Source organism: Herbiconiux sp., assembly GCF_023264855.1.
In the GTDB taxonomy this organism is placed as follows: domain Bacteria; phylum Actinomycetota; class Actinomycetes; order Actinomycetales; family Microbacteriaceae; genus Herbiconiux.
This window is the reverse complement of sequence record NZ_JAHFUW010000003.1, coordinates 110,181-135,336: the sequence shown is the minus strand read 5'-3', so window position 1 is coordinate 135,336 and position 25,156 is coordinate 110,181. Positions and strand designations below refer to the sequence as shown.

Genomic DNA, 25,156 nt, shown 5'->3' with positions numbered 1-25,156 from the left:
TTCTCTTCCCTAAAATTAATCGGCAGCTCGTGAATCGTCGGGCTCGCGAGGTGGCGCCGGATCAGTACGCGATGTTGATCGACTTGAGGGCCGTGTAGCTGAGCAGCTCCTCCATGCTCTCCTCGCGGCCCATGCCGGAGGCCTTCACGCCGCCGTAGGGCACGTTCGGGAAGTGCTTCGAGGAGTCGTTCACCCACACGAAGCCGGCCTCGATCTCGTGGCCGAGGCGCAGGGCGCGCGAGACGTCCTTGGTCCAGATGCTCGCGGTGAGGCCGTACTCGGAGTCGTTGGCGATGGCCAGCGCCTCCTCCTCGTCGTCGAAGGGGATGACCGAGAGCACGGGCCCGAAGATCTCCTCGCGCGCCACCGTCTTGGTCATGTCGATGCCGGTGAGCACGGTCGGCGCGATGAACAGGCCCCTCTCGAACTCGGCACCGTCGGGCTTGCCCCCGCCGGTGACCACGGTGGCGCCTTCCGCGCGAGCGGTGTCGAGGTAGCCCATCACCTTGCGGTACTGGGCCTCGTTGATCATGGTGCCCTGCCGGGAATCCGGGTCGAGCGGGTCGCCGAGCTTGTGGTCGGCGAGCTTGGCCGCGATCCTCTCCACCAACGCGTCGTGCACCGAACGCTGCACGAGCAGCCGCGAGTTCGATCCGCAGCTCTGGCCCGACCAGGTGAAGTTCATGCCGGCGATGGCGCCCTGGGCCGCGGCCTCGAGATCGGCGTCGTCGAACACGACCATGGCGTTCTTGCCGCCGAGTTCGAGCGAGACCTCCTTGATGCCGGATTCGGCCGCCGCCCGCTGGATGGCCATACCGGTGCGCTCCGAGCCGATGAAGCCGATGCGGCGCACCTTGGGGTGGCGTACGAGCCGGTCGGGAACGGCGGGGCCGTCGCCCACGACGACCTGCAGCACACCGGGCGGGAACACCTCCTGCAGCAGCTCGCCGAGGCGCAGCGCCGAGAGCGGAGCGACCTCCGGCGGCTTCAGGATGGTGGGGTTCCCTGCGATCAGCGGCGCGAACACCTTGCCGGCGAACATCAGCGGGTGGTTGAACGGCACGATGCGCACCACGACGCCGACGGGCTCGCGCACCGTGAGGTGCAGGCCGGCGCTGGCCGGAACCGTGGTGCCCTTCATCTCCAGGGCGATGCCCGCGAACAGGCGGCCGTGCGAGAGCGTGAGCTGCACGTCCATCCGCGAGTTGATCAGGGGTGAACCCGCGTCGATCGAGTCGAGGTAGGCGAGTTCTTCGCCGTGCTCCTGGATCAGGTCGGCGGCGCGGGCCACGAGGGCGGCGCGCTGCGGAACGGGCGTGAGGCGCCATTCGCGGCGGGCGGCCCAGGCCGCTTCGACCGCGTCGTCGACATCGCTCGGGCCGGCATCCGGAACCCGCGCGATCGTCTCGCGGGTGAACGGGCTGACCCGGTCGTAGGTGCGCCCCTCGGAGGCGGGCCGCAGCGCGCCGCCGATCAGCAGGCGCCACTCGCGGTCGCGAACGGCGTCGTGCGCGGTTCCGGGGCGGATGGAGAGGTCGGTCATCGTGCAGCCTCCTGGTGGCGCTGTTCGTGGCGCACGGCCTCGTCACCGAGGGCCGGAGCGCCGGCGTCGTCCCGCGATCGACCGTACAGCCAGTCGAGGTAGCGGTAGTCGGTCAGGTCGCGGTGCTCGAGCAGCTCGTTGCGCAGCACCCGGCCCACACCGTCGACGTGCCAGATCTCGCCCCACACCCGGGCGGTGCGCTGCACCCGGGCGGTGCGGGGCTGCCGCGCGGCGGCGAGCGCGGAGAACGTCGTCGGCCAGTCACCGGGGGTGCGGGCCGCATACAGGTCGAGGGCGTCGGCGTCTTCGAAGGCCTGACAGGCGCCCTGGGCGAGGTACTGCAGCATCGGATGCGCGGCGTCGCCGATCAGGCTGACCCGGCCCTCGCCCCAGTTCTCGGTGGGCTCGCGGTCGTACATCGGCCAGCGGCGGTCGCGCCAGAGGTGCTGCACGGCCTGCTGCACCTCGGGCGAGCACTCGGCGTAGGCGGCGTCGAGCTCGTCGACCCCGCCCCACTCGGCCTCGCCGCGCAGGAACGCCGGCGAGCGGAACACCGCGACCATGTTCAGCATCTCGCCCCGGCGCAGCGGGTACTGCACGAAGTGGCAGTGCGGGCCGAGCCAGGCCACCACGTCGGCGCCGTGCCCACCGGTCTCGGGCAGCGTGCCCCGGTAGGCGACGTAGCCGGATGCCACGGGGCCGTCGCCCACGATCGCGTCGCGGGTGAGCGAGGCCAGCCCGTCGGCGGCGAGCACGGCGTCGGAGCGGTGCTCCCGGCCCCCGGCCAGGGTGACCAGCACCTCTCCCCCGTCATCGACGATGCTCTCGACGTGACTGTCGACGAGCAGCTCCACGCCTTCGCGCTCGGCCGCCTCGAGCAGGATGGCGTGCAGGTCGCTGCGGTGGATCACGAGGTACGGCGCGCCGTAACGGGCCACGAAGTCGGCGCCGAGGCTCTGCTTGGTGAGCACGTGACCGGTGACCGCATCCTTCAGCACCAGGTTCTCAGGGCGGAAGCCCCGCGCGATCACCTCGTCGAGCAGGCCCCACTCGCGCAGGATGCGGGTGGCGTTCGGGCCGAGCTGGATGCCGGCGCCCACCTCGCCGAACGCGGGCGCGTGCTCGAACAGGGTGACCTGGGCGCCCTGCCGGCGCAGCACCAGCGCGGAGGCGAGACCCCCCATACCGCCACCGACGATCGTCACCCTCTGGGCTGAAAGCGTTGTCATGTCCGATGTCCTTCACTCGACGGTGAGCATCCGGCGGTTGCACCGGAGATGTCTGGTCAATCGTTGCGCCAGACGGAATACGGCTCAACATTCTTCTGCCGTGAAGAAAAACTCGCGATTCGTCCGCTCAAGCGGGGGCGTACCGGCGCACGAACTCGCCGATCCGCTCGATCGCTTCGCGGCCCTCGGCGAGCACGGCGGCGAAGGTGGGGAAGACGTGCACCTGGCCGGACCAGCTCTCGAAGCGCACCTCGACCCCGGCGGCTGCCAGCGCGGAGGCGAGCCGCACCGAGTCGTCGAGCAGGATCTCGCGGCCGCCCACCTGCACGAGAGTGGGCGGGAAGTGGCCGAGCGGGGCGCCGAGCACGTCGGCGACCGACGAAGGCCGCCCACCGAGGTAATCGCGCGCGCACCGGGCCAGCCCGGCTCGGGTGAGGGAGGGGTCGTCGGCGGCGTTGGCCGTCATGGATCCGCCGGTCAGGGCGAGGTCGACAAAGGGTGACAGCACGGCGAGGGCGCCCGGCACCGGGCCGGCGGCAGAACCGCCGCGCGCAGCGACGAACTGCAGAGCGAGGCCCGCCCCCGCCGAGGCACCCACGAGCGCGATCCGGCTCGGATGCTCCCCCTCGGCCACCAGGGCGTCGAACACGGCCGCCACCTGATCGCGCGCGGCGGGGAACGGATGCTCGGGCGCCAGCGCGTAGTCGACCGAGACCAGCCGACGGCGGCAGGCGGCGGCGATGCGGCCGGCGAGGGCCAGCGATCCGCGGGCCGACCCGGCGACGAAACCGCCGGCGTGCACGAACACCACGATCCCGCCCTCGTCATCAGGGCTGCTGATCTCGATCACAGGCACACCCCCCAGCGTGCTCTCCTGCACTCGGGCGGGCGCGGTGGGAGCCTCGGCGCCGGGCAGTGCCCGGAAGCGGGCTCGCACCGCGAGCAGATCGTCGGCGAAGTCGATCGGGTTCGCGCGGAGCATCTCGACGATGCGGTTGGATTCCGTCACCACGCGCACCTCTTCCACCACGCGCACTCCTTCGTCACCCGGCCAGACTACGGCTCGCCCCGCGCGCGCCGGCCGGTTTTCTTCCAGGCAGAAGAACCTGGCCGCCGCCCTGCGCGAGCGCCGAGCCTGGAGGGCGTTCAACGAAGGAGTCGAGAGTGAAGATCACACGGTACGGGCACGCCACCCTTCTCATCGAGGAGGAGGACACGAGGATCCTGATCGACCCCGGCAGCTTCAGTCTGCCCGAGGCCTTCGAGCTCACGGGGCTGGCCGCCGTGTTCACCACGCACGAGCATCCCGACCACTTCCAGCCCGAGCGCCTCGCCGGCCTCGCCGCCGCCAACCCGGATGCCTCGCTCTACGGAGCGCCGCCGGTCGTGGCCGTGCTGCGCGAAGCCGGGCTGGACGCCGTGGAGCTGCACGAGGGCTCCTCCGTGATCGCCGGCCCGTTCACGGTCGACCCCGTCGGCACGCTGCACCAGCTGGTGCACGAGCGGATGCCGCGGATCGAGAACGTGGGGCTCGTCATCCGGGCGGGCGACGGGCCGCGGCTGTTCCACCCGGGCGACAGCTACGAGTCGGTGCCGCCCGGCATCGAGATCCTGGCCGTACCGCTCTCCTCTCCCTGGGGCCGGCTGGGCGAAACGGTCGACTTCGTGACCGCCGTCGCGCCCGCCACGATCTTCCCCATCCACGAGGCGCTGCTCAGTCCCGCCGGGCGCGGCCTGTTCTGGTCGTGGGTGCCGATGCTCGCCGGCGACTCGATCGCCGCGATCGACCCGGCGCCGCTCGAGCCCGTCGAGTTCGACGCGCGCGGTTCCCGCGTCGGCTCGTAGCGCCGGAAGGCGTTCCCCGCACGGTCGGTCGGCGGTGCGCGCGGCCGCACCGGCTCGCCGCTGTTCCGGAGAACAGAAAGTCGTTGGCCGCACCGGCCGGGCCGTCCCATGCTGAGCGTGCACGCACGACGAACGAGGATGTTCCATGCCGAAAGCACGTACGCACGATCCCGAGCAGCTCAGCTTCTCCTACTTCTTCCCGACGGGTCAGACCGACCACGTCTGGTCGGACGAGGCCGCCCGAAGCACCCCCGTGCTGTCCAAGCGGGTGTTCCTCGACATGGCCCGGGCGGCCGAGGAGACGGGCTTCGACTCGCTGTTCATCGCCGACACCTGGTCGGGACATCAGCGCGCCGCCGAGCGCGCCGGCCATCAGTCGCCGAAGTTCCACGCCCCGATGCTCGCCATGGCGCTGTTCGCGGTGACCGAGCACCTCGGGGTGATCACCACCGCGCACACCACCCACCACCAGCCCGCGCACGTGGCCAGGATGGGCGCCACGCTCGATGCGTTCAGCGAGGGCCGCTGGGGCTGGAACGTGGTCACCGGGTTCGGCGACGCCGAAGCGCGCCTGTTCGGAGAGCCCTCGCTGGTGCCGCACGACGAGCGCTACGCGATGGCCGGCGAGTTCGTCGACGTGGTGAAGAAGTTCTGGTCTTCGGAAGACGCCTTCGAGCACGTCGGCCGGTACTACAGCGCCAGCGGCCGGATGAAGGCGCCCCGCCCGGTGCAGTCGCCGCATCCGCTGCTCGTCAGTGCCGGCGCCTCCCCCGCGGGCATGGCGTTCGCGGCCGAACAGTGCGACCAGCTGGTGGTGGCCGGCAACTCGATCGCCAAGATCCAGGATGTCGACAGCCGCCTCGACGCGGTGCTGGCCGCCGCCGGCCGCACCGCACCGCTCAGCACCACTCCGTTCACGATCACCATCGTGCGGGAGGGCGAAGGCGAGGCCGAGGAGGAGTACGAACGGCTCACCCGGAGTCTCAACGTGGCGGCGACGATGGAGCTCGCCGCCGACATCCTGGGCGACATCGAGTCGATCAAGTCGATGTTCGCCGGCCAGGGCGCCGCCGAGGCCGCACGGGCCTGGGGAAGCGGTCAGGGCATCCTGAAGCTCTTCGGCACCTCGGAGCAGGTGGCCGAGCAGCTGATCGCGCTGAAGCGCGAGACCTCCACCTCGAACGTGCTGATCAACTTCCCCCTCTGGAACCCGGGTGAAGTGAAAGGTTTCCGTAGCGTGCTGAACCACCTGCGCGACGCCGGAGTGTGGGTTCCCCCGTCCGAACGGAACTACTCATGGTGAATGACACGATTGCCACGGCACGCGTACGCGTCGAGAGCGGCGAACTCGACGGCGTCGTCGATCCCGGTACCGGTGTGCGCCGCTTCCTCGGCGTGCCGTATGCGGCCGCGCCCGTCGGCCCGCTGCGCTGGAAGCCGCCGCAGCCGGCCGAACCGTGGGAGGGTGTGCGCTCAGCCCACGCCTACGGCCCCAGCGCGATGCAGGGGCCACCCGCTGAGGGCTCCCTCTATTACGGCGGCGAGCGGGAGTTCAGCGAGGACTGCCTGAACCTCAACGTGTTCACCGGCGCCGAGGGCGACACCGGACGGCCCATCGTGGTGTGGCTGCACTTCGGCGCCTACCAGTTCGGCTCGGCCTCGAACCCCTTCTACGAGGGCTCGGCGCTGGCCGCCGCAGGGCTGACGGTGGTGTCGGTGAACCACCGTCTGGGCCGCTTCGGCTTCTTGGCGCACCCCGAGCTCTCGGCGGAGTCGGGCTACGGCGGATCGGGCAACTACGGCCTGATGGACCAGATCGCGGCCCTCGAGTGGGTGCAGCGCAACATCGCGGCCTTCGGCGGCGACCCCGCGAACGTGACCCTGTTCGGCGTCTCGGCCGGCGGCAACAGCGTGCACAACCTGCGCTCGTCGCCGTTGGCCCGCGGGCTGTTCGCCAAGGCGATCGCCCAGAGCGCGCCCGGCGTGGCGCCGGCGCTGGACGGCTTCGGGCATCCGGCGAACGCGTCGACGCTCGCCGCCGGCGAGCAGGCGGGCAGCGAGCTGCTGTCGCTGATCGGTGTCGACTCGATCGACGAGCTGCGCTCTCTGCCGGCCGAGAGCATCCTCGAGCCGCAGCTGCCGCGCACGGGCGGGCCGTGGGCCTTCGATCTCATCCCGGGCGCCGCGATCAGCCTGCACGTGTTCGACTCGGGCTATCCGGTGATCGACGGGCACGTGCTCCCTGCGACGCCGCTCGAGGCCTACGCCGATGGCTCGGCGATCGACGTGCCGTTCATCGCCGGGAACGCCGGGAACGAGGCATCCGGTCTCCCGTACCTTCCCACGCTCGCCGCATACCAGGACTACGTGGCCTCGGAGTTCGGCGACGACGCCGCCGAGGTGCTGCGGCTCTACCCGGCCGACGACGACGGATCGGCGCAGGCCGCGAGCTGGCAGCTGGTGGCCGACCAGATCTTCGTGTGGTCGAACTGGACGGCGGCGCGGTTGCAGAGCGCGGTGGGTGAGAGCCCCGTATGGCACTACCGCTTCTTGCGGGCGCCGTCGATCCCGGATGCTGCGGGCGTGATCGAGGGCTCGTACGCGGGCGCCTTCCACGGTGCCGACGTGCCCTACATCTTCGGCACGCTCGACTCACGCGACTGGGGCTGGACGGACGAGGACCGCGCGCTCTCGGAGCAGATCCAGCGCTCCTGGGTGGCGTTCGCCCGCACCGGCGACCCCACCGACGGCGGCGCGATCGAGTGGCCCGAGTTCGATCCGTCCCGCCCCACGACGCGCGTCTGGGACGTGCCCTCGCGCGTGGCCGACGTCTCCGACGCCGACCGCATGGCGTTCTGGGACCGCCGCAACGGCGCCACCGAGCTGCTCGCCTGATCGCCCGCATCCATCCCGACGCCGAAAGGCCCGGCTCCCTGAGGGGCCGAGCCTTTCGCGTGGGTGGCGGCGGGGCCGTCACCAGGAGTGATCGCGGGTCTCCGGGGGCGACCAGACACCGGCCTCGCGCAGGAGCTCGAGCACAGGGCGGAAGCTACGCAACTCGGCGTCGCTCCAGAGCGGGAAGTTGATCAGGACGTTCGTGGAGCCGGTGTTCTGCTTGATCGAGATCAGCTTCTCGGCCACCTGCTGCGGGGTGCCGATCAGCTGCAGCACCGAGCCGCCGGAACCGAAGGCGAGCGCAGCCTGCTCCTCCCCCATCTTGTCGAACATCGCTCGCGCCGACTCGATCGAGCCGAGCACGTCGCCCGCGATCTCGAAGGTGGCCTCGCGGTTCAACGACTCGAGCAGCCGCGCGTGCTCCTCTTCGGCCTCGCCGTCGCCTTCCCGCACGATCGCGAGCGAGAACGGGGTTGGGGCCACCGTGCGCGCACCCCCGGTGAGCTCGGCGAGCTGGGCGTCGAGCTGCCGCAGCTTCTCCTCCTGCACGGCGAGGGTCACCAGCTGGTCGCAGTACTTCGCCGCGAACTCCACACCGGCGGGTGAGGCGCCGGCACTGACCAGCAGCGGATGCGGCTGCTGCACCGGGCGGGGCAGCTTGATGCGGCCGCGGGTGCGGTAGAACCGCCCCTGCACGTCGATCGGCTCCTCGTCGTTCCAGAGCGCCAGCACGATGTCGACGAACTCGGCGGCCATCGTGTACCGCAGGTCGTGCTCGACGAACTCCTCGCCGAACAGCGCCGCCTCGTCGGCACTGAAGCCCGTGACCACGTTCCAGCCCCAGCGGCCACCGCTGAAGTCGTCCAGCGTCGCCCCCATCCGCGCCACATGCGCCGGCTTGTGGTGCGTGGTGTGGATGGTGGAGATCACGCCGATGTGCTCGGTGGAGGCGAGCATCGCCATCGCCAGCAGCGAGGCGTTGTACGCCGGCGACTGGTGGCCGAACTGCTCGGCCACCCGCTGGTGCCCCGACCAGTTGTCGGCGATGAAGAGCGAGTCGAAACCCACCTCCTCGGCCGTACGGGCAAGCGCCGTGAGGGTCGCGCGACTCGGGTCGGGCACCCGCCGCGAGGCCTCGTCGCTGAACAGGAAGTTGGTGCGGCCGGTCGGGAAGAAGTACCCGAAACTCAGCTCGTCGGTGTTCTGGCGTCGACGCTTCATCGCGTCCTCCTCAGGTGTCGTGCGGTGGGGCGGGGGTGGGCCGGCCGGCGGATGCCGCGCGCGGCGGGAAGGATCGGCTCAGTCCGACTGGGTGAACACACGCGAGAACTCGTTCGCGTCTTCGGGCGAGTTCATCACCTCGATCAGCGTCGGCTCGTCACTCGCGAACGCGGCCTGCAGCGCCTGCCGCAACTCGTCCGGCGTCGTCGCCCGACGGCTCGCGAGACCGAGGCTCGCCGCGAAACCGGCGTGGTCGATGGTGGGCTCGGTGAACAGCCAGCCGAACTCCTTCTCGGCGTTCTGCAGCGGACTGCCCGCCACCCGGGCCAGCGCGCCGATGTCGCGCCAGCCGCCGTTGTTGAGGATGACGAACACCACAGGAACGTGGAACTGCGCCGCCGCGAAGATCGCTGTCGAGCTGAACATGAAGCCGCCGTCGCCCAGCACCGCCACCACCCGGGCATCCGGCCGGGCGAGCTGGATGCCGATCGACGCCGGCCCGCCCCAGCCCTGTGCACTGGCCTTGCTCGAGATGCCGAAGAAGGTGTCGGTGTCGCTGATCGGCAGCAGGTCTTCGAAGAACGGCTCCCCCGAGGCGCAGTGGTTCACCACGATCGCGCCCTCGGGCATCGCCGCGGCGACCTCGGTGACGATCCGGCCGATCGCGAGGGGCGACTCGTCGAAGCGGATGGCGCGGATCTGCTCGTTTCTCACAGCCCGGGCCTCATGCCGCTCGCGGGCGGCCGCCGCGTTCCGCTCGCGCCGCGCATCCGGGATCGGGTCGGCGGCGAGCGCCGCCGTGACCGCCGTGAGCGTCGGCCCCGGCAGGCCCAGGGCCGCGACGGCGGGGCGGATCTGACGGGTGAGCAGCAGCGGGTCGACGCTCAGCATCACGACCGTGGCGTCGCCGAAGTCGACGGGCGCGGTGAGCCCCGACTCGGTCAGCTCCACGCCGAGCAGCAGCACCAGGTCGCTCTCGGCCACCAGCGCCCGGTTCATGCTGAGCTTGCCGACGAACTGGGGATGCGTCGTCGGGAAGCCGAGGTCGGAGATCTTGTCTTCGGTCACCACCGCCGCCCCGAGCGTCTCGGCGAGGGCCACGACCGCGTCGACCCCGTCGTAGCGGGCCGGCTCGCTGCCGGCCACGATCAGGGGTTTCTCGCTGCGCCGGAGGGCGTCGGCGATGCGGGTGACGGCCTCGGCCGAGGCTCCGGATGCGGCGAGCAGCTCGGTGGGGGCGGCATCCGTCGACAGGTCGTCGGTCTGCTCGAGCCAGACGTCCATCGGGAAGGCAAGGTGCACGGGGCCGTACGGCGGGGTGTTCGCAATCTGGAACGCGCGCTCGACGAACTCCGGGATGCGTTCGGCGCTCGGGATCTCGGCGCTCCACTTGGTGAACTGGCTGCTCATCTCGGTGACCGCGCGCGGCACGGCGGCGTACTGGTCGCGCCCCTCGAGTTTGCGACTGGACGTGGTGCTGGTGAAGACCAGCGGCACGCTCTCGGCCCAGGCCGTGGTGATGGCCATCATGCCGAGAGCCGTGCCGGAGGCGTGGTACACGTTCACGAACGAGGCCGAGCGCTTGGCGCGGGCGTAGCCGGCGGCGATCAGGCCGAGATTGGTCTCGTTCAGCGCCGAGATGTAGCGCACGTCGTCGCGGTGACGGTAGAAGGCCTCGGCGAGCGGGAACAGTCCGAGACCCACGATGTTGAAGGCGTCTTCGACCCCCAGCCGCACGAGGGTGCGCACCAGCAGCTCCGCCCCGTTCACCTGTTCGGGCCCGTTGACCTGGTGAGGGGGATTCGACTCCGTTGTACGACCCATGGCAGCAACTCCGCTTCTCTGACGCTCCCGGCCACGCTAGCCCGCGGCGCGGCCCGGAACGGAACGCATTCTGCTAGCCAGAAACCGCGGGCCGATCCAGGGAGGTGCCGCGCAGTGCCTCGGTCATGTCGTCGCGCGCCGCGAACATCAGCTCGAGTTTGCCGGGTTCGAGCAGCCGTTCGAGCCGGCCGACCGGCGTCGCCACCGAGAACGACGCGACCGGGCGGCCGTCGGGGGTGAGAACCGGGATGCCGATGGCTCCGACGCCGGTCTCGGTCTCCTCCCGGTTGATCGCGTATCCGCGGCGCCGGATCGCGGCCATGTCGGCGACCAGGAGCGCGAAGTCGTCGTCGTTCAACGCATCGCCGCCGAGTTCGGCGCTCTTGCCGCGGTAGAGCCGTTCGAGCTGCGCCAGCGGCTCGAAGGCGAGCAGCACCTTGCCGCCCGAGGCGGAGCGCGCCGGCAGCACCGAGCCGGTGCGGTCGCCCACGCGCAGCAACGTGCTGGACTCGATCGAGGTGAGGAACCGGGCGCTCACGCCCACCCGCACGATCAGGTTCACGGTCTCGGCGAGCCGCGAGCTGAGGATCTCCAGGGTCGGCTCCACGGCGACCCTCAGCGTCTTGGTCCACGACGACCCGATCGCGCTGGCGCCGAGCGCCGGCCCCGCGGAGTAGTGCCGGGAGTCGTCGCGGATGGCGAAGCCCCGGTAGATCAGCATGGCCATCAGCCGGTGCGCCGTCGACGGCGCAACGCCCAGTGCGGTGGCGACATCCGTGATGCGCACCTCGCCCTCGTCGCGCATCATCTGCAGGATCCGCAGGGCGTTGTCGACCGACTCGATCGGGTACGGCGGCTTCTGCTGGATCTGATTTTTCTTCACAGTGGAAGATTATCGATCAGCCTTTAGCCGGGCACAAGGAGTAGCCGCGCATCCGCCGCCTCTCACGCGAGCGCGGGCTGCACGGGATACTGGAGCATCATGAGCCGCACCGAAACCCCTCCCCCGGATCCGGTGGGCACGACGCCGGATGCGACCGGCGCGACGTCCGGCGCGTCCGGCACCAAACCGCGCGGGCCGAGCGTGTTCGACGTGGCGAAGGCCGCCGGTGTGTCGCATCAGACCGTGTCGCGCGTGCTCAACGACCATCCGAGCCTGCGCCCCGCCACCCGGCAGAAGGTGCTCGACGCCATGCGCGAGCTCGGCTACCGGCCCAACCTGGCCGCCCGGGCACTGGTGACCAGCCGCTCGCGCATCATCGGCATCCTCTCGACCGCGCACGGCGAATACGGGCCGGCGTCGAGCATCGCGGCCGTCGAAGCGGCGGCCAGGGCGCGCGGCTACAGCGTGAGCATCGCCACGGCCGACGGATTCGATCCGGCCTCGGTGAACGAAGCACTCGAGCACCTGCTCGCGCTCTCGGTGGAGGGCCTCGTGGTCGTCGCACCGCAGACACCGGTTCTGGCGACGCTGGAACGACTGCCGATCGGCGTGCCCTTCGTGACCCTGCAGACGCTCAGCACCCTCGACGGTTCCACCGTCGCCCTCGACCAGCATCACGGCGCACGCCTCGCCACCGCCCATCTGGCCGATCTCGGCCACACTGCGATCGCCCACCTCGCGGGGCCGGCCGACTGGATCGACGCCGAATCGCGGGACTCCGGATTCCGCGCAGAACTCGCCTCCCGCGGGCTGCGGGCCGCCGCCGTCGAGGCGGGCGACTGGAGCGCCGACTCGGGCTACGAGGCCGCCCGCGCCCTGCTGCGACCCGGGGTCACCGCCGTGTTCTCGGCGAACGACCAGATGGCTCTCGGACTGCTGCACGCGGCCGCCGAGTGCGGCCTCGCGGTGCCGGACGACCTCAGCGTGGTCGGCTTCGACGACACCCCTGAGGCACGCCACTACCGGCCGGGGCTGACGACGGTGCGGCAGAACTTCGCCGAGGCCGGGCGCCGGGCCCTCGCCCGTCTGCTCGGGCAGGCCGAGGCCCCGCCCTCGGTGGAGCCCGCCCTCGTGCTGCGCGGCTCCTCCGCACCGCCCCCGCACTGACACATCGCCCCCCGGGCGTGTATGCTCGACTCCAATGTGAGCGATCACATGAGCGATCACATGCCAAGCCGAAGGAGTCCACGAGCATGAGCCAGCCCGCCGCCCCCGAGCACGAGGCCGCCCGCGAGACGATTGCCTCCGGTCGCGCCGTCCTCGGCATCGAGCTGGGCTCCACGCGCATCAAGGCCTGCCTGATCGGCGACGACCACGCCGTGCTCGCGGTCGGCAGCCACAGCTGGGAGAACGAGTTCCACGAGGGCGTCTGGACCTACCCCCTCGACGCCGTCTGGGCGGGCCTCCAGGCCGCCTACGCCGACCTCGCCGCCGACGTCGCGACGCGCTACGGCGTGCATCCGGCCGGTTACGGAGCCATCGGCGTCTCGGCGATGATGCACGGCTACCTGGCGTTCGACGCGGCCGGCGAGCTGCTCACGCCGTTCCGCACCTGGCGCAACACCAGCACCGGCCCCGCGGCGGCCGCACTCTCCGAGCTGTTCGGGGTGAACATCCCACTGCGCTGGTCGGTAGCCCATCTGCACCAGGCCGTGCTCGATCACGAGGCGCACGTGCCGCACATCCGGCACCTCACGACCCTGGCCGGGCACGTGCACGAGCGCCTCACCGGCCGGCGCGTGCTCGGGGTCGGCGATGCCTCGGGGATGTTCCCGATCGACGCCCGCACGAACGACTACGACGCCGAGATACTCGCCCGATACGACGGGCTGCTCGCCGAGACCGCTCCCGAGCTGCCTCACGACCTGCGCGCGCTGCTGCCCGAGGTTCTCGTGGCCGGACAGCCGGCGGGCGAGCTCACCGCCGAGGGCGCGGCCCTGCTCGACCCGAGCGGCGCACTGCAGCCGGGCGCACCGCTCTGCCCGCCCGAGGGCGACGCGGGAACCGGCATGGTCGCCACCGGAGCCGTGGCTCCGCGCACCGGCAACGTGAGCGCGGGTACGAGCATCTTCGCGATGGTGGTGCTCGAGCATCCGCTGCGTGAGGTGCACCACGAACTCGACCTGGTGACCACACCCGCCGGCGACCCGGTGTCCATGGTTCACTGCAACAACGGCGCGAGTGAACTCGCCGCCTGGGCCGGCCTGTTCGAGCGGTTCTCGGCGGCGGCCGGCGCGCCGGTCGAGGGCGACGCGGTGTTCGACGTGCTGTTCCGCGAGGCACTGCTCGGCGCTCCGGATGCGGGGGGCGTGCTCGCCTACAACCATCTGGCCGGCGAGCCCATCGCCGGCCTCGCCGAGGGGCGCCCGCTGGTCGTGCGGAGCCCCGGCAGCGCCCTCACGCTCGCCGACTTCGCGCGCGCCCAGCTCTACGGCGTCTTCGGCACCCTGGCACTCGGCCTGCGCGTGCTCACCGAGGAGGGCGTGGCGATCGACCGGATGTTCGCGCACGGCGGGCTGTTCCGCACCGCCGGCGTCGCCCAGCGGTTCCTGGCCGGCGCGCTCGACGCTCCCGTGACCGTGACCGAGACCGCCTCGGAGGGCGGTGCCTGGGGCGTCGCCGTGCTGGCCGCCTACCTGCGACCCGCCGCATCCGGAGTCGCCCTCGACGCGTTCCTGGCGAGCGAAGTGTTCGCCGGCGCCGACCTGCGAAGCGTCGATCCCGAACCCGCCGATGTGGCCGGCTTCGCCGCCTACCTCGAGCGCTACCGAGCCGGACTGGCCGTCGAGGCCGCCGCGGTCGAGGCGCTTCCGCTGCCCGCCACCTCCACCACCGCGCCCGCCGGCTCCCCGAGCACCTCACCCGCCGGCCCGTCGTCCTCGAGCGCGCCCACCGCGCCCACCGGCACCGCGCCCGGCGGCACCTCGACCGAGACCGGCCCGGCCGTGGCATCCGGAGCCTTCGCTCCCGGCCCCGAGTTGCAGGCCACCATCGACCGGGTGCGCCAGGAGGTCAGCGACCTGCACGCCCAGCTCACCCGGTACAACCTCGTGCAGTGGACCGGCGGCAACATCTCGGGCCGTGTGCCGGGCGCCGACCTCTTCGTCATCAAGCCGAGCGGCGTCGACTACGACGCGCTGGCGCCGCAGAACATGATCCTCTGCGACCTCGACGGCCGCGTCATCCCCGGCACCGAGGGCTCGGACCGCTCCCCTTCGAGTGACACCGCCGCCCACGCCTACGTGTACCGGGAGATGCCCGAGGTCGGCGGGGTGGTGCACACCCACTCCCCCTATGCCGTCGCCTGGGCCGCCCGGGGCGAGCCGATCCCCTGCGTCACCACGGCGATGGCCGACGAGTTCGGCGGCGAGGTGCCGATCGGGCCGTTCGCGATCATCGGTGACGACTCGATCGGCCGGGGCATCGTCGAGACCCTCCGCGGCCACCGGTCGCGGGCCGTGCTGATGAAGAGCCACGGCCCGTTCACCATCGGCAAGGACGCCCGCGATGCCGTGAAAGCCGCCGTGATGGTGGAGGACGTGGCCCGCTCGGTGCTGTTCTCCCGTCAGCTCGGCGGCGGCGAGACCCCACCGCCGATCGCCGCCGACGCCGTCGACTCCCTCTTCACCCGCTATCAGAACGTCTACGGACAAGACCCGACAGGATCCCTCGCATGACCCGCCTCAGCACCGACCTCTCCCCGTACGAGATCTGGTTCTTCACCGGCAGCCAGAACCTCTACGGCGAAGAGACCCTCCGCCAGGTCGCCGAGCAGTCGCAGCAGATCGTGGCGACGCTGGATGACGCATCCGCGATCCCCGTGAAGATCGTCTGGAAGCCCGTGCTGAAGGACAGCGAGTCGATCCGTCGCGCCGCCCTCGACGCGAACGCCGACGACCGCGTGATCGGCGTGATGGCCTGGATGCACACCTTCAGCCCCGCGAAGATGTGGATCGCCGGCCTCGACGCCCTCGCCAAGCCGCTGCTGCACCTGCACACCCAGGCGAACGTCGAGCTGCCCTACGCCGACATCGACTTCGACTTCATGAACCTCAACCAGGCCGCCCACGGCGACCGCGAGTTCGGCTACATCCAGACCCGGCTGGGCGTGGCCCGCAAGACCGCGGTCGGCCACGCGAGCAACCCGCTGGTGCAGAAGCAGATCGCCGACTGGGCCCGCGCATCCGCCGGCTGGCAGGCCGTGAAGACCCTCAAGCTGGCCCGCTTCGGCGACAACATGCGCTACGTGGCGGTGACCGAGGGCGACAAGACCGAGGCCGAGCTGCGCTTCGGCGTGCAGGTGAACACCTGGGGCGTGAACGAGCTGGCGGATGCCGTGGCCGCGGCGTCGTCGGCGGATGTCGACGCGCTGGTGGCCGAGTACGAAGATCTCTACGATGTGGTGCCCGAGCTCCGGAGCGGCGGTGAGCGGAACCAGTCCCTTCGCGACGGCGCCGCGATCGAGCTCGGGCTCCGCTCCTTCCTGGAAGAAGGAGGCTTCGGAGCGTTCACCACGAGCTTCGAAGACCTGGGCGCGCTGAAGCAGCTGCCCGGGCTCGCCGTGCAGCGCCTGATGGCCGAGGGCTACGGCTTCGGCGCCGAGGGCGACTGGAAGACCGCCATCCTGGTGCGCGCCGCGAACGTCATGGGTGCGGGCCTGCCCGGCGGGGCGTCGCTCATGGAGGACTACACCTACGACCTCGTCGAGGGTGCCGAGACCATCCTGGGCGCGCACATGCTCGAGGTGAGCCCCTCGCTCACCACGGCCCGGCCGACGCTGGAGATCCACCCGCTCGGCATCGGCGGCAAGGACGACCCGGTGCGCCTGGTGTTCACGGCCGACCCGGGTCCCGCCGTGGTGGTGGCCCTGTCGGACATGCGCGACCGCTTCCGCCTCGTGGCGAACGTCGTGGAGGTCGTCGAGCCGCGCGCTCCCCTGCCGAACCTGCCGGTGGGCCGCGCCGTCTGGCGCCCAGAGCCTTCGTTCGCCGTCTCGGCCGCCGCCTGGCTCACCGCCGGAGCCGCCCACCACACCGTGATGTCGACCGCCGTCGGCATCGAGGTGTTCGAGGATTTCGCCGCCATCGCGAAGACCGAGCTGCTCACCATCGACGCCGACACGACCCGCAAGGGCTTCGCGAACGAGGTGCGCTGGAACCAGGCGTACTACCGCCTCGCGCAGGGTCTGTGACCCCGGCGGAGCGCGTGACGAGGTAGCGGCGTTCACTCCAGCGAGTTTCAGGCGCACCTCGTGCACTATGAGTGAGCCTGCGCCGAGATTCGCTGGAGTGAACCGCGCCCGCTGTCCGCGCGGGAGAAGACGCGGATCTGATTAAATCTGGTTAACCGCTTGATCATGGTTTCGGGGACCCTTATGGTCGTGCTCAAGCGATTAACCAAAGGACTCGACGACGATGCCCCAGCAGATCTTCTTCCGCCCGCGCGAGGCGTGGGTCGGAGACATCATCCCCTTCGAACAGGACGGCGAGTTCACCCTCTTCTACCTGCACGAGGAGCGCGCCGACCCTAAGCCGGGTACGCCGTGGCACGCGGTCTCCACCCGCGACCTGGTGACGTTCGAGGACAGGGGGCTCGCCTTCGAGCACGGCTCCGACAGCGATCCCGACTTCAACGTGTACACCGGCAGCATCGTGCGCGACGGCGAGACGCACCACCTGTTCTCCACCGGACAGAACCCCCGCCGTCTCGGCGCGGACGGCCTCCCCCTGCAGCTCGTGATGCATGCCACGAGCACCGATGGGATGCGCACCTGGACGCGGCATCCGCAGCATACCTTCGGCGCCCCGCACGGCTACGAGTCGGGTGACTGGCGCGATCCCTTCGTCTTCCGCGACGAGGAGGCGGGACTGTGGCGGATGCTGATCGCCGCCCGCCACACCGACGGCCCGGAACGCCGCCGAGGCGTGATCGCCCAGTGCGTGTCCGACGACCTGGTGACCTGGCGGATCGCCGAGCCGTTCTGGGACCCACGCCGCTACGTGGCCCACGAGTGCCCCGACGTGTTCCAGTGGGGCGAGTGGTGGTACCTGGTCTACTCGGAGTTCTCCGACGCGTTCACCACCCGCTACCGGATGGCACGCTCGCTCGAGGGCCCGTGGATCGCTCCCGAGCACGACAGCATCGACGGCCGGGCCTACTACGCCTCGAAGACCGCCGAGCGCGACGGCCGCCGCTTCTTCTTCGGCTGGATCGCCAGCCGGGAGGGTTCGCGTGACGACGGCGCCTGGCAGTGGGCCGGCACCCTGTCGGTGCTCGAGGCGCGGCAGAACGCCGACGGCACGCTGTCGTTCGGCTTCACCCCGGAGACCCGCGCGAGCTTCACCGAATCCGTTCCTCTCACCCTCGCGGGCACCCCAGCAGCGGATGCGGCCGTCGTGATCGACGCCGGAGACGGCTACCGCGCCTTGGTCTCGGAGCAGGAGCTGCCGGATGCCTTCCACGCCTCCGTGACGCTCGACATCGACGCCGGCACCACCGAATGCGGCCTGCTGCTGCGCTCCAGCGCCGACGGCGACACCTCGTACGTGGTGCGCCTCGAGCCCAAGCGCGGCCGAATGGTGTTCGACCGCTGGCCGCGCCGCCGCACCGGGGCCGGCCAGTGGGAGATCTCCGGCGACGTGCCGTTCTTCGTGGAGCTCGAGCGCTCGTGCGACCTCGCGCCCGGCGCGCATCTCCTCGAGGTGATCGTCGACGGCGACCTCTGCGTCGTGAACCTGGACGGCCGCACGACCCTGAGCACGCGCCTCTACGACCACCCGCGCGGCCGCCTCGGCGTCTTCGCCGGCGAGGGCGCCGTGACCGTCCGCGACCTGCGGGTGGCCGTGCACGTCGCGTCCACCGGCCCCGTCGAGACGCGGCATCCGCAGAACCAGTACGCCTGACCCCACCACCCCGCACCACCCACCCCACCGCACCACCAATCCCGACACATTCGATCAACGGAGATGGAAACCATGAGAACCAACCGTGCACGGCTCGCAGTAGCGGCCACCGTGGCCGCCTTCGGCCTTCTGCTCACCGGCTGCGCCGCCGGCTCCGGCACCAGCGCCGACCCCACGAACGTCGATCCCGAGGGCGAGATCACGCCGCACGAGATCTCCTGGCTGCTCTCGCGGCCGGCCGACGGCGGCGTCATCACGGCGATGGAGCAGATCGCCGACGAGTACGCGAAAGACCACCCCGGCTTCGCGCTCAACCTGATCACCACGCCCGACCGCCCCTCCTACATCCAGAAGTACGAGACGCTCGCCGCCGCGAACAAGCTGCCCGAGCTGTTCGACACGGATGCCACCCCGTTCGCCCAGAAGCTCGCCGCCAACGGCACGATGATGGATGCCGAGGCGCTGCTGAAAGACCTCGGCGTCTACGACGACTACCGCCCGGCGGCGCTGAACTACCAGCGCTTCGACGACGGGTCGCTCTACATGGTGCCGTTCGAGTTCCAGCTGGAGTTCTTCTGGTACAACAAGGCGCTGTTCGAGCAGGCGGGTGTGCAGGTGCCGAAGACGCTCGACGACTTCCCCGCCATGTGCACCGCCCTCCGCGATGCCGGGATCACCCCGATCGCCCTCGACGGCCAAGACCAGTGGCCGCTCGAGCGCTACATGGCGTACTACCCGTTCCGCACGGCCGGCCCCGACTACGTGCAGCAGCTGAAGAAGGGCGACGCCACGCTCAGCGACTCAACGGGCGAGCAGGCCGTGCAGTGGCTGAGCGACCTGGGATCGGCCGGATGCTTCCAGGACGGCTTCTCGTCGACCGGCTACTCGGATGCGCAGGCCTCGTTCACCTCGGGCAAGGCCGCGGTCTACAACATCGGCACCTGGGAGCTGAACAGCCTCGCCACCGACGCCCTCGATCCCGCGGTGCGCGACGACATCGACTACTTCACGCTCCCCGTGACCGCCGACTCCGTCACGGCCGCGAACGAGTACGTCTCCCCCTCGGGAATCGGCATGGCGGTCAACAGCAAGACCTACGACCCGCTGGTGCGCGACTTCCTGGGCTTCGCCCTCAAGCGCTACCCGGAGGTCTACGCCGCGACCGGCGCCCTGTCGCCCACCACGACCGCCGAGACCACCATCCCGGCCAACGCGACCCCGCTCTACCAGCGGGCCGTCGACCAGGCGAACGACGTGGGCGAGAAGACGGCGATGCCCTGGGACACCCAGCTCGACCCCACCTCGAACACCCGGCTGCAGCAGGAGCTGACCCTGCTGCTGCAGGGCGAGGTCGCCCCCGACGAGTTCATCTCCACGATGGACGGTGTGATCGCCGACAACGGGCCCAAGGCCTTCCAGTAACCGGCGTTCCGCACGTCCCTCCCGACGTGGGGCCTCCGGGCCCTCCTGACGTGGGGCCTTCGGGCCCCACGGGAAAGAGACCTCATGCTCCCCCAACGATCACGCCTCTCCGTGCTGGTCTTCCTCGTGCCGCCGCTGGCCCTGTACGGCATCGCCGTGCTGCTGCCCATCTTCCAGTCGCTGTTCCTCAGCTTCTTCGAGTGGGACGGCATCAGCCCGATGCTCTTCGTGGGCGTCGAGAACTACGTGCACATGTTCACCGGCGACGCCGTGTTCTGGACGGCGTTCCGCAACACCCTCGGCTACGTGGCGATCTGCCTGGTGCTCCAGCTCGGAGGGGCGCTGATCGTGGCGAGCCTGCTGACCCTGCTCCGGCGGGGCCGCGAGCTGGTCAAGACGCTGTACATCCTGCCGGCGGTCATCTCCACGGTCGCCATCGCCTTCCTGTTCCAGCGCATCTACTCGCTGGATCCCGAGGGCCTGATCAACCAGGTGCTCGAGTTCGTCGGGCTCGGCGGCCTGCAGCACGCCTGGCTCTCGGATGTGAACACCGTGCTGGCCGCCGTCTCCATTCCCGAGGGCTGGCGGTTCACGGGCCTCTACATGCTGATCATCTACGCGGCCCTGCTCGCGGTGCCGGCCGAGCTGGAGGAGGCGGCGAAGCTCGACGGCGCCTCGTGGTGGCAGACCTTCTGGCGCATCCGCTTCCCCTACATCCGCCCGGTCTGGATCACCACGACCATCATCGCCACCACCAATGCGCTGCGCGGCTTCGACATCCCCTACCTGCTCACCAACGGCGGCCCCGGCCAGTCGTCGGAGCTGCTCACCACCTACATGTACAAGACCGCGTTCACCAGCACGAACTACGGCTACGCGAGCGCCATCTCGGTGTTCGTGGTGGTGGAGTGCCTCGTGGCCGTGGGCCTGATCTTCGTGCTGCTCCGACGGAAGGCCGACGCATGACCGCCCTCACCGCTCCCCCACGGGCCACCCGCCCGCAGTTCGAGGAGCCGGGCCTGCCTCGGCCCCGGCGTCGGCAGCTGCACCTGCAGCGCAAGATCACCGGCGTGATCGTGGCCCTGATCGTGATCGTGCAGGTCTATCCGCTGGCCTGGCTGTTCATCACCAGCGTGCGCACCGAGCAGGACTTCGCGGGCGGGAACCCGTTCGCCCTGCCCACCGAGATCACGTTCGACAACTACGCGCGCGCCTTCGCCACCGGAAACCTCGGTCTCAACATCCTGAACTCGCTGATCGTGACGCTGGGCTCGATCGTGGTGATCGTCTTCCTCGGGATGATGGGCGCCTACGCCCTGCAGGTGCTCGGCTTCCGCTTCAGCCGGTTCGTGCGCGCGCTGTTCCTGGTCGGCATCATCGTGCCCGTTCAGGTGGCGCTCGTGCCGCTGTTCGTCGACTACGCGGCGGTGAACCTGCTCGACACCTACCAGTCGATCATCATCCCGCTCGCCGGGTTCGCGCTGCCCACCTCGATCTACCTGTTCTCGTCGTTCTACGAGTACATCCCGGGCGAGATCTACGAGGCGGCATCGCTGGACGGCGCCGGCCCCTACCGCATCTTCGCGCAGATCACCCTGCCGCTCTCGGTGAACACGATGGTGACCGTGGCGATGGTGAACAGCATCTTCATCTGGAACGACTTCATCTTCGCCAACACCTTCGTGCTGACCGACGACCTGAAGACGATCCCGCTCGGCCTGCAGAACTACATCGGCGCCATGGGCAAGGTCGACTGGACGGCCACCTTCGCGGCCGTGTGCGTCAGCATCACCCCACTGCTGCTGGTGTTCCTGCTGCTGAACAAAGCCATGACCTACAGCCTCGCCAGCGGCGCGACCAAGGGATGATCGTCATGTGCCCGAATCGAGTGACCCCATGAGCAGCGAACGCGCCGGCCACCCCGTCACCATGCGCGAGGTCGCCGAAGCGGCCGGCGTCTCCATCGCCACGGTCTCCTACGTGCTGAACGACAAACGGGGGGCGCGGATCGGGCCGGAGGCGCGCGAGCGGGTGCTCGCGGCCGTGCAGCAGCTCGGCTACCGCCCGAACGCCCTGGCCAAGACGCTCTCCAGCGGCAGCTCGAACTTCATCGGGCTGGTGGCGGATGCGATCGCCACCACCCCGTTCGCCGGCCAGATCATCCACGGTGCGCAGGACGAGGCGTGGAAGCACGGCTTCGTGCTCTTGGTGGCCAACACCGAGGGCGATGCGGCGGCCGAGGAGGCGGCGATCTCGATGATGCTCGAGCACAAGGTGCGCGGCATCCTGTACTCGACCTGGTACCACCGGGCGGTCACCGCGCCCGTGGCTCTGCAGGAGACCGAGTACGTGCTCGTCGACTGCTTCGACCCCGGGATGCCCGCGCCGGCCGTGGTGCCCGACGAGGTGGCGGGAGGCTACGCCGCCACTCGGATGCTGCTCGACGCCGGTCACAGCCGCATCGCCTTCGTCAACACCACCACCCCCTCGCCCGCGCGCTCGGGCCGGCTCGCGGGGTACCGCCGGGCGCTCGGGGAGGCCGGGCTCGAGTTCGACGAGTCGCTCGTGCTGTCGGCGCAGCCCGAGCAGCAGGGCGGGTACGCCGCGACGGATGCTCTGCTCGCGCTGCGGACCACGGCCGTGTTCTGTCACAACGACCGCGTGGCGATGGGACTCTACGACGGCCTCCGCGAGCGCGGGCTCTCGATCCCCGGCGACATCGCGGTGGTGGGCTTCGACAACCAGGAGGTGATCGCGGCCCACCTGAGGCCGCCGCTGTCGACGGTGGCGCTGCCGCACTACGAGCTCGGCGCCGCTGGGGTGCGTGTGCTGCTCGGCCTGGAGGCGGCTCCCGCCACCAAGCCCCTGCACATCTCCTGCCCACCTGTTCCCCGTGAATCGATCTGAGGGCCGACTCCTGAGCACCGAGCATCCGCACGCGGCCGGCATCCACCGGCCCCGCGTGCACTTCAGCCCTGCCCGCGACTGGATGAACGACCCGAACGGGCTCGTGCACCTCGACGGCGTGTACCACCTCTTCTTTCAGCACAACCCGCTGGGGCACGACTGGGGCAACATGAGCTGGGGGCACGCGACCAGCCGCGACCTGCTGCACTGGCGGGAGCTGCCGGTGGCCATTCCCTGTGCGCCCGACGAGCAGATCTACTCGGGGTCGGTCGTGATCGACCGGCAGAACAGCTCGGGGTTGGGTGCTCCGTCACCGGCCCCGGATGCTCCCCCACTGCTGGTCGCGGTGTACACGAGCGTCGACGCGGGCGGCACGCAGGCGCAGGCGCTCGCCTTCAGCCACGACGGCGGGGACGTCTGGCAGAAGTACGCCGGGAACCCGGTTCTCGACCGGGGTTCGCGCGAGTTCCGCGACCCGAAGGTGTTCGCGTACACGCCGGCAGGGGGCGACGGCGAGACCCTGTGGATCATGGTGGCCGTCGAAGCCGTCGACCGGCAGGTGCTCGTCTACAGCTCCCCCGACCTACGCAGCTGGGTCTTCGAATCGGCCGTCGGCCCGCTCGGACCGGAAGGGGTGGTGTGGGAATGCCCCGACCTCTTTCCGCTCCCGATCGACGGCGAACCCGGTCGGGAGACGTGGGTGATGCTGCTCAGCACCAATCGGCTCGACGAGGCCGGCGACGCGGTCGACTCCTCGATGACGTACCTGATCGGCGACTTCGACGGCCATCGTTTCGTTCCGGATGACGCGGAGGCCTGGCCGACGCTGGATCACGGGCGCGACTTCTACGCCGCCGTCACGTTCCACGACGCTCCCGCCGACCGCCGGATCGCGCTGGCCTGGGCCGGCAACTGGCAGTACGCCGCGCGCACACCGACGGCGCCGTGGCGAGGAGCGATGTCGCTGCCGTGGGAGCTGGGCCTGACGCGGACCGCGGACGGGCTCGTCCTGCGCCGATCGCTCCCGCCCGAGAGCCGCGCTCTGACGGCCGGCGGCGCGGATGGTCGCGACGTGCTGCTCGCGCCGGGCACGCCCGTGCGCCTCGATGCGGGGCGTTACGTCGTGCTGGAGGTCGACTGGGATCCGGCGCCGGGGGCGGGCCTCGAGATCGATCTGCTCGGGAGCATCCGAGTTCGCTACGCGAAGGCGAGCGGGGAGCTGTCGGTGGAGCGCGCGGACCCCTCCCCCTCCGTGCACCCCGGTTTCGCCGCTGTGGGCCGGGCCGCCGTCGCACTCGACGACGGCCGCCTGCGCCTGCTCGTCGTCGTCGACGGGTGCGTGGTCGAGATCGTCGCGGGCGGCGGAACGGTGGTGTTCACGGATCTGGTGTTCGCGGCATCCGGATCCGCCGCGGTCGTCGTCGCGACCGACGGCGGCAGCGGACGAGTGACTGCGACACCGATACCGGTGGCAGCGCGGCAGGAGGCCGGAGCATGAGCACCGCGCAGGCCCTTGTGGTGGGCGAATCGCTGATCGACGTGGTGCACGGCGCGGCGGGTATCGCAAGCCGCACCGCCGGCGCGGCGTCGCTGAACATCGCCACCGCACTGGCCCGGCTCGTCCCCGGCGCCTCGGTGTCGTTCCTCACCGATCTGGGCACCGACGCCGACGGCGCCCTCCTGCGGCGGCGGCTCGAGGCGGCGGGCGTCACCGTGCTGGCCGAGCCGCGTGGCGTGTCCTCCCTGGCGCACCCGCGCCTGGACCGCACCGGTTCGGCCGAGTACGTGTTCGAGCTGCGCTGGGAGCCGCAGGTCTCCGCTGTGCCGGAGCGCCCGTGGCAGGCGCTGCACGTCGGATCGATCGGGGCTTTCCTCGCACCCGGCTCCCGAGCGGTCGACGCTCTGCTGCGGTGGGTCGCGGAGGCCGGCACCGTGCGCAGCTTCGATCCGAACATCCGGCCGGCCCTGCTGCCCGATCATGCTGCCGCGCTCGGTCGTTTCGAGGCCCTCGCCCGCCAGTCCGACGTGGTGAAGCTGAGCGACGCGGATGCCGCGTGGCTCTACCCGCACGACGGCGATCCCGGATCGACGCTCGACCGTCTGCTCGCGATGGGGCCGGGCCTGGTGGTGCTGACCCGGGGTGCCGAGGGGTCGACGCTTCGCACACCCGCGCTGAGCGTCGACATCGCGGCCGCCGAGGTCGAGGTGGCCGACACCATCGGTGCCGGCGACTCGTTCATGGCCGTGCTGATCGCCGAGCTGCTGAAGCGCGGTGTCACGCGCGGGCGGGTGGCGCGGCTCGAGCGCGACGACCTCGAGGCGATCGGGGCCGAAGCGGCCCGCATCGCCGGGATCGTGGTGAGCCGCGTGGGAGCCGGCATCCCCGATTCCGCGCTGTGATCGAGCGTCCGACTCCGGTGCCAAC

General features: G+C 70.6%; 19 protein-coding genes and 1 pseudogene. 14 read left to right on the top strand and 6 right to left on the bottom strand.

The genetic code is table 11. The features are described from left to right. Positions 1-61 precede the first annotated feature (61 nt). The 3 genes from Q0D75_RS02420 to Q0D75_RS02410 form a co-directional block, all read right to left on the bottom strand. Positions 62-1,543, bottom strand: coding sequence for an aldehyde dehydrogenase family protein (locus tag Q0D75_RS02420; protein ID WP_291048957.1), 1,482 nt, complete (start codon positions 1,541-1,543; stop codon positions 62-64). Next, on the bottom strand, positions 1,540-2,772 hold the full coding sequence (locus Q0D75_RS02415; protein WP_291048955.1) for an FAD-dependent monooxygenase: 1,233 nt from the start codon (positions 2,770-2,772) through the stop codon (positions 1,540-1,542). Before Q0D75_RS02415 ends, Q0D75_RS02420 begins: the two co-directional genes overlap by 4 nt. A 127-nt stretch (positions 2,773-2,899) precedes the next feature. Beyond that, positions 2,900-3,802 carry an alpha/beta hydrolase gene (locus tag Q0D75_RS02410; RefSeq protein WP_291048952.1) on the bottom strand — a complete coding sequence of 301 codons (903 nt, stop codon included), beginning with the start codon at positions 3,800-3,802 and terminating at the stop codon, positions 2,900-2,902. A gap of 134 nt (positions 3,803-3,936) precedes the next feature. Here Q0D75_RS02410 and Q0D75_RS02405 point away from each other — a divergent pair, with 134 nt between their 5' ends. From Q0D75_RS02405 to Q0D75_RS02395, 3 genes are all read left to right on the top strand, one after another. Beyond that, positions 3,937-4,617, top strand: a complete 681-nt coding sequence (locus Q0D75_RS02405) for an MBL fold metallo-hydrolase (protein ID WP_291048950.1) — start codon at positions 3,937-3,939, stop codon at positions 4,615-4,617. A gap of 145 nt (positions 4,618-4,762) precedes the next feature. Then, on the top strand, positions 4,763-5,920 hold the full coding sequence (locus Q0D75_RS02400) for an LLM class flavin-dependent oxidoreductase (RefSeq protein ID WP_291048948.1): 1,158 nt from the start codon (positions 4,763-4,765) through the stop codon (positions 5,918-5,920). Next, the gene (locus Q0D75_RS02395) at positions 5,914-7,512 is read left to right on the top strand and encodes a carboxylesterase family protein (protein ID WP_291048946.1); all 1,599 of its coding nucleotides are present in this window, start codon (positions 5,914-5,916) and stop codon (positions 7,510-7,512) included. Before Q0D75_RS02400 ends, Q0D75_RS02395 begins: the two co-directional genes overlap by 7 nt. A 78-nt stretch (positions 7,513-7,590) precedes the next feature. Here Q0D75_RS02395 and Q0D75_RS02390 read toward each other — a convergent pair whose 3' ends face one another. The 3 genes from Q0D75_RS02390 to Q0D75_RS02380 all read right to left on the bottom strand — a co-directional run bounded on the left by Q0D75_RS02390 (position 7,591) and on the right by Q0D75_RS02380 (position 11,440). Next, positions 7,591-8,733, bottom strand: a complete 1,143-nt coding sequence (locus tag Q0D75_RS02390; RefSeq protein ID WP_291048944.1) for an LLM class flavin-dependent oxidoreductase — start codon at positions 8,731-8,733, stop codon at positions 7,591-7,593. Between the two features lie 78 nt (positions 8,734-8,811). Then, the gene (locus Q0D75_RS02385; protein ID WP_291048942.1) at positions 8,812-10,557 is read right to left on the bottom strand and encodes a thiamine pyrophosphate-binding protein; all 1,746 of its coding nucleotides are present in this window, start codon (positions 10,555-10,557) and stop codon (positions 8,812-8,814) included. A 73-nt stretch (positions 10,558-10,630) separates the two neighbouring features. Further along, positions 10,631-11,440, bottom strand: a complete 810-nt coding sequence (locus tag Q0D75_RS02380) for an IclR family transcriptional regulator (RefSeq protein WP_291048939.1) — start codon at positions 11,438-11,440, stop codon at positions 10,631-10,633. Between the two features lie 99 nt (positions 11,441-11,539). Between Q0D75_RS02380 and Q0D75_RS02375 the strand changes: the two genes are divergently transcribed. The 11 genes and pseudogenes from Q0D75_RS02375 to Q0D75_RS02325 all read left to right on the top strand — a co-directional run bounded on the left by Q0D75_RS02375 (position 11,540) and on the right by Q0D75_RS02325 (position 25,131). Next, positions 11,540-12,607, top strand: a complete 1,068-nt coding sequence (locus tag Q0D75_RS02375; RefSeq protein WP_291048936.1) for a LacI family DNA-binding transcriptional regulator — start codon at positions 11,540-11,542, stop codon at positions 12,605-12,607. An 86-nt stretch (positions 12,608-12,693) separates the two neighbouring features. Further along, positions 12,694-14,310: pseudogene (locus tag Q0D75_RS02370) on the top strand (FGGY-family carbohydrate kinase); the annotation flags it as partial. Between the two features lie 135 nt (positions 14,311-14,445). Next, entirely contained in the window at positions 14,446-15,177 is a 732-nt protein-coding gene (locus Q0D75_RS02365) for an L-ribulose-5-phosphate 4-epimerase (RefSeq protein ID WP_291048989.1), read from the top strand. Continuing rightward, the gene (gene araA, locus Q0D75_RS02360; protein ID WP_291048933.1) at positions 15,174-16,691 is read left to right on the top strand and encodes an L-arabinose isomerase; all 1,518 of its coding nucleotides are present in this window, start codon (positions 15,174-15,176) and stop codon (positions 16,689-16,691) included. Before Q0D75_RS02365 ends, araA begins: the two co-directional genes overlap by 4 nt. Before the next feature lie 223 nt (positions 16,692-16,914). Further along, positions 16,915-18,402 carry a glycoside hydrolase family 32 protein gene (locus tag Q0D75_RS02355; RefSeq protein WP_291048930.1) on the top strand — a complete coding sequence of 496 codons (1,488 nt, stop codon included), beginning with the start codon at positions 16,915-16,917 and terminating at the stop codon, positions 18,400-18,402. A gap of 72 nt (positions 18,403-18,474) precedes the next feature. After that, positions 18,475-19,824: an ABC transporter substrate-binding protein gene (locus Q0D75_RS02350; protein WP_291048927.1), complete on the top strand. Its 1,350-nt coding sequence runs from the start codon at positions 18,475-18,477 to the stop codon at positions 19,822-19,824. 84 nt (positions 19,825-19,908) lie between these two features. Next, positions 19,909-20,790 (top strand): sugar ABC transporter permease, encoded by an 882-nt coding sequence (locus Q0D75_RS02345; protein WP_291048924.1) that lies wholly within the window; start codon positions 19,909-19,911, stop codon positions 20,788-20,790. Next, on the top strand, positions 20,787-21,692 hold the full coding sequence (locus Q0D75_RS02340; protein ID WP_291048921.1) for a carbohydrate ABC transporter permease: 906 nt from the start codon (positions 20,787-20,789) through the stop codon (positions 21,690-21,692). The genes Q0D75_RS02345 and Q0D75_RS02340 overlap by 4 nt, the downstream gene beginning before the upstream one ends. A 28-nt stretch (positions 21,693-21,720) precedes the next feature. Continuing rightward, the gene (locus tag Q0D75_RS02335; RefSeq protein ID WP_291048919.1) at positions 21,721-22,731 is read left to right on the top strand and encodes a LacI family DNA-binding transcriptional regulator; all 1,011 of its coding nucleotides are present in this window, start codon (positions 21,721-21,723) and stop codon (positions 22,729-22,731) included. Then, on the top strand, positions 22,718-24,229 hold the full coding sequence (locus tag Q0D75_RS02330; RefSeq protein ID WP_291048916.1) for a glycoside hydrolase family 32 protein: 1,512 nt from the start codon (positions 22,718-22,720) through the stop codon (positions 24,227-24,229). Before Q0D75_RS02335 ends, Q0D75_RS02330 begins: the two co-directional genes overlap by 14 nt. Next, entirely contained in the window at positions 24,226-25,131 is a 906-nt protein-coding gene (locus Q0D75_RS02325) for a PfkB family carbohydrate kinase (protein WP_291048913.1), read from the top strand. The genes Q0D75_RS02330 and Q0D75_RS02325 overlap by 4 nt, the downstream gene beginning before the upstream one ends. The last annotated feature ends 25 nt before the right edge of the window (positions 25,132-25,156 follow it).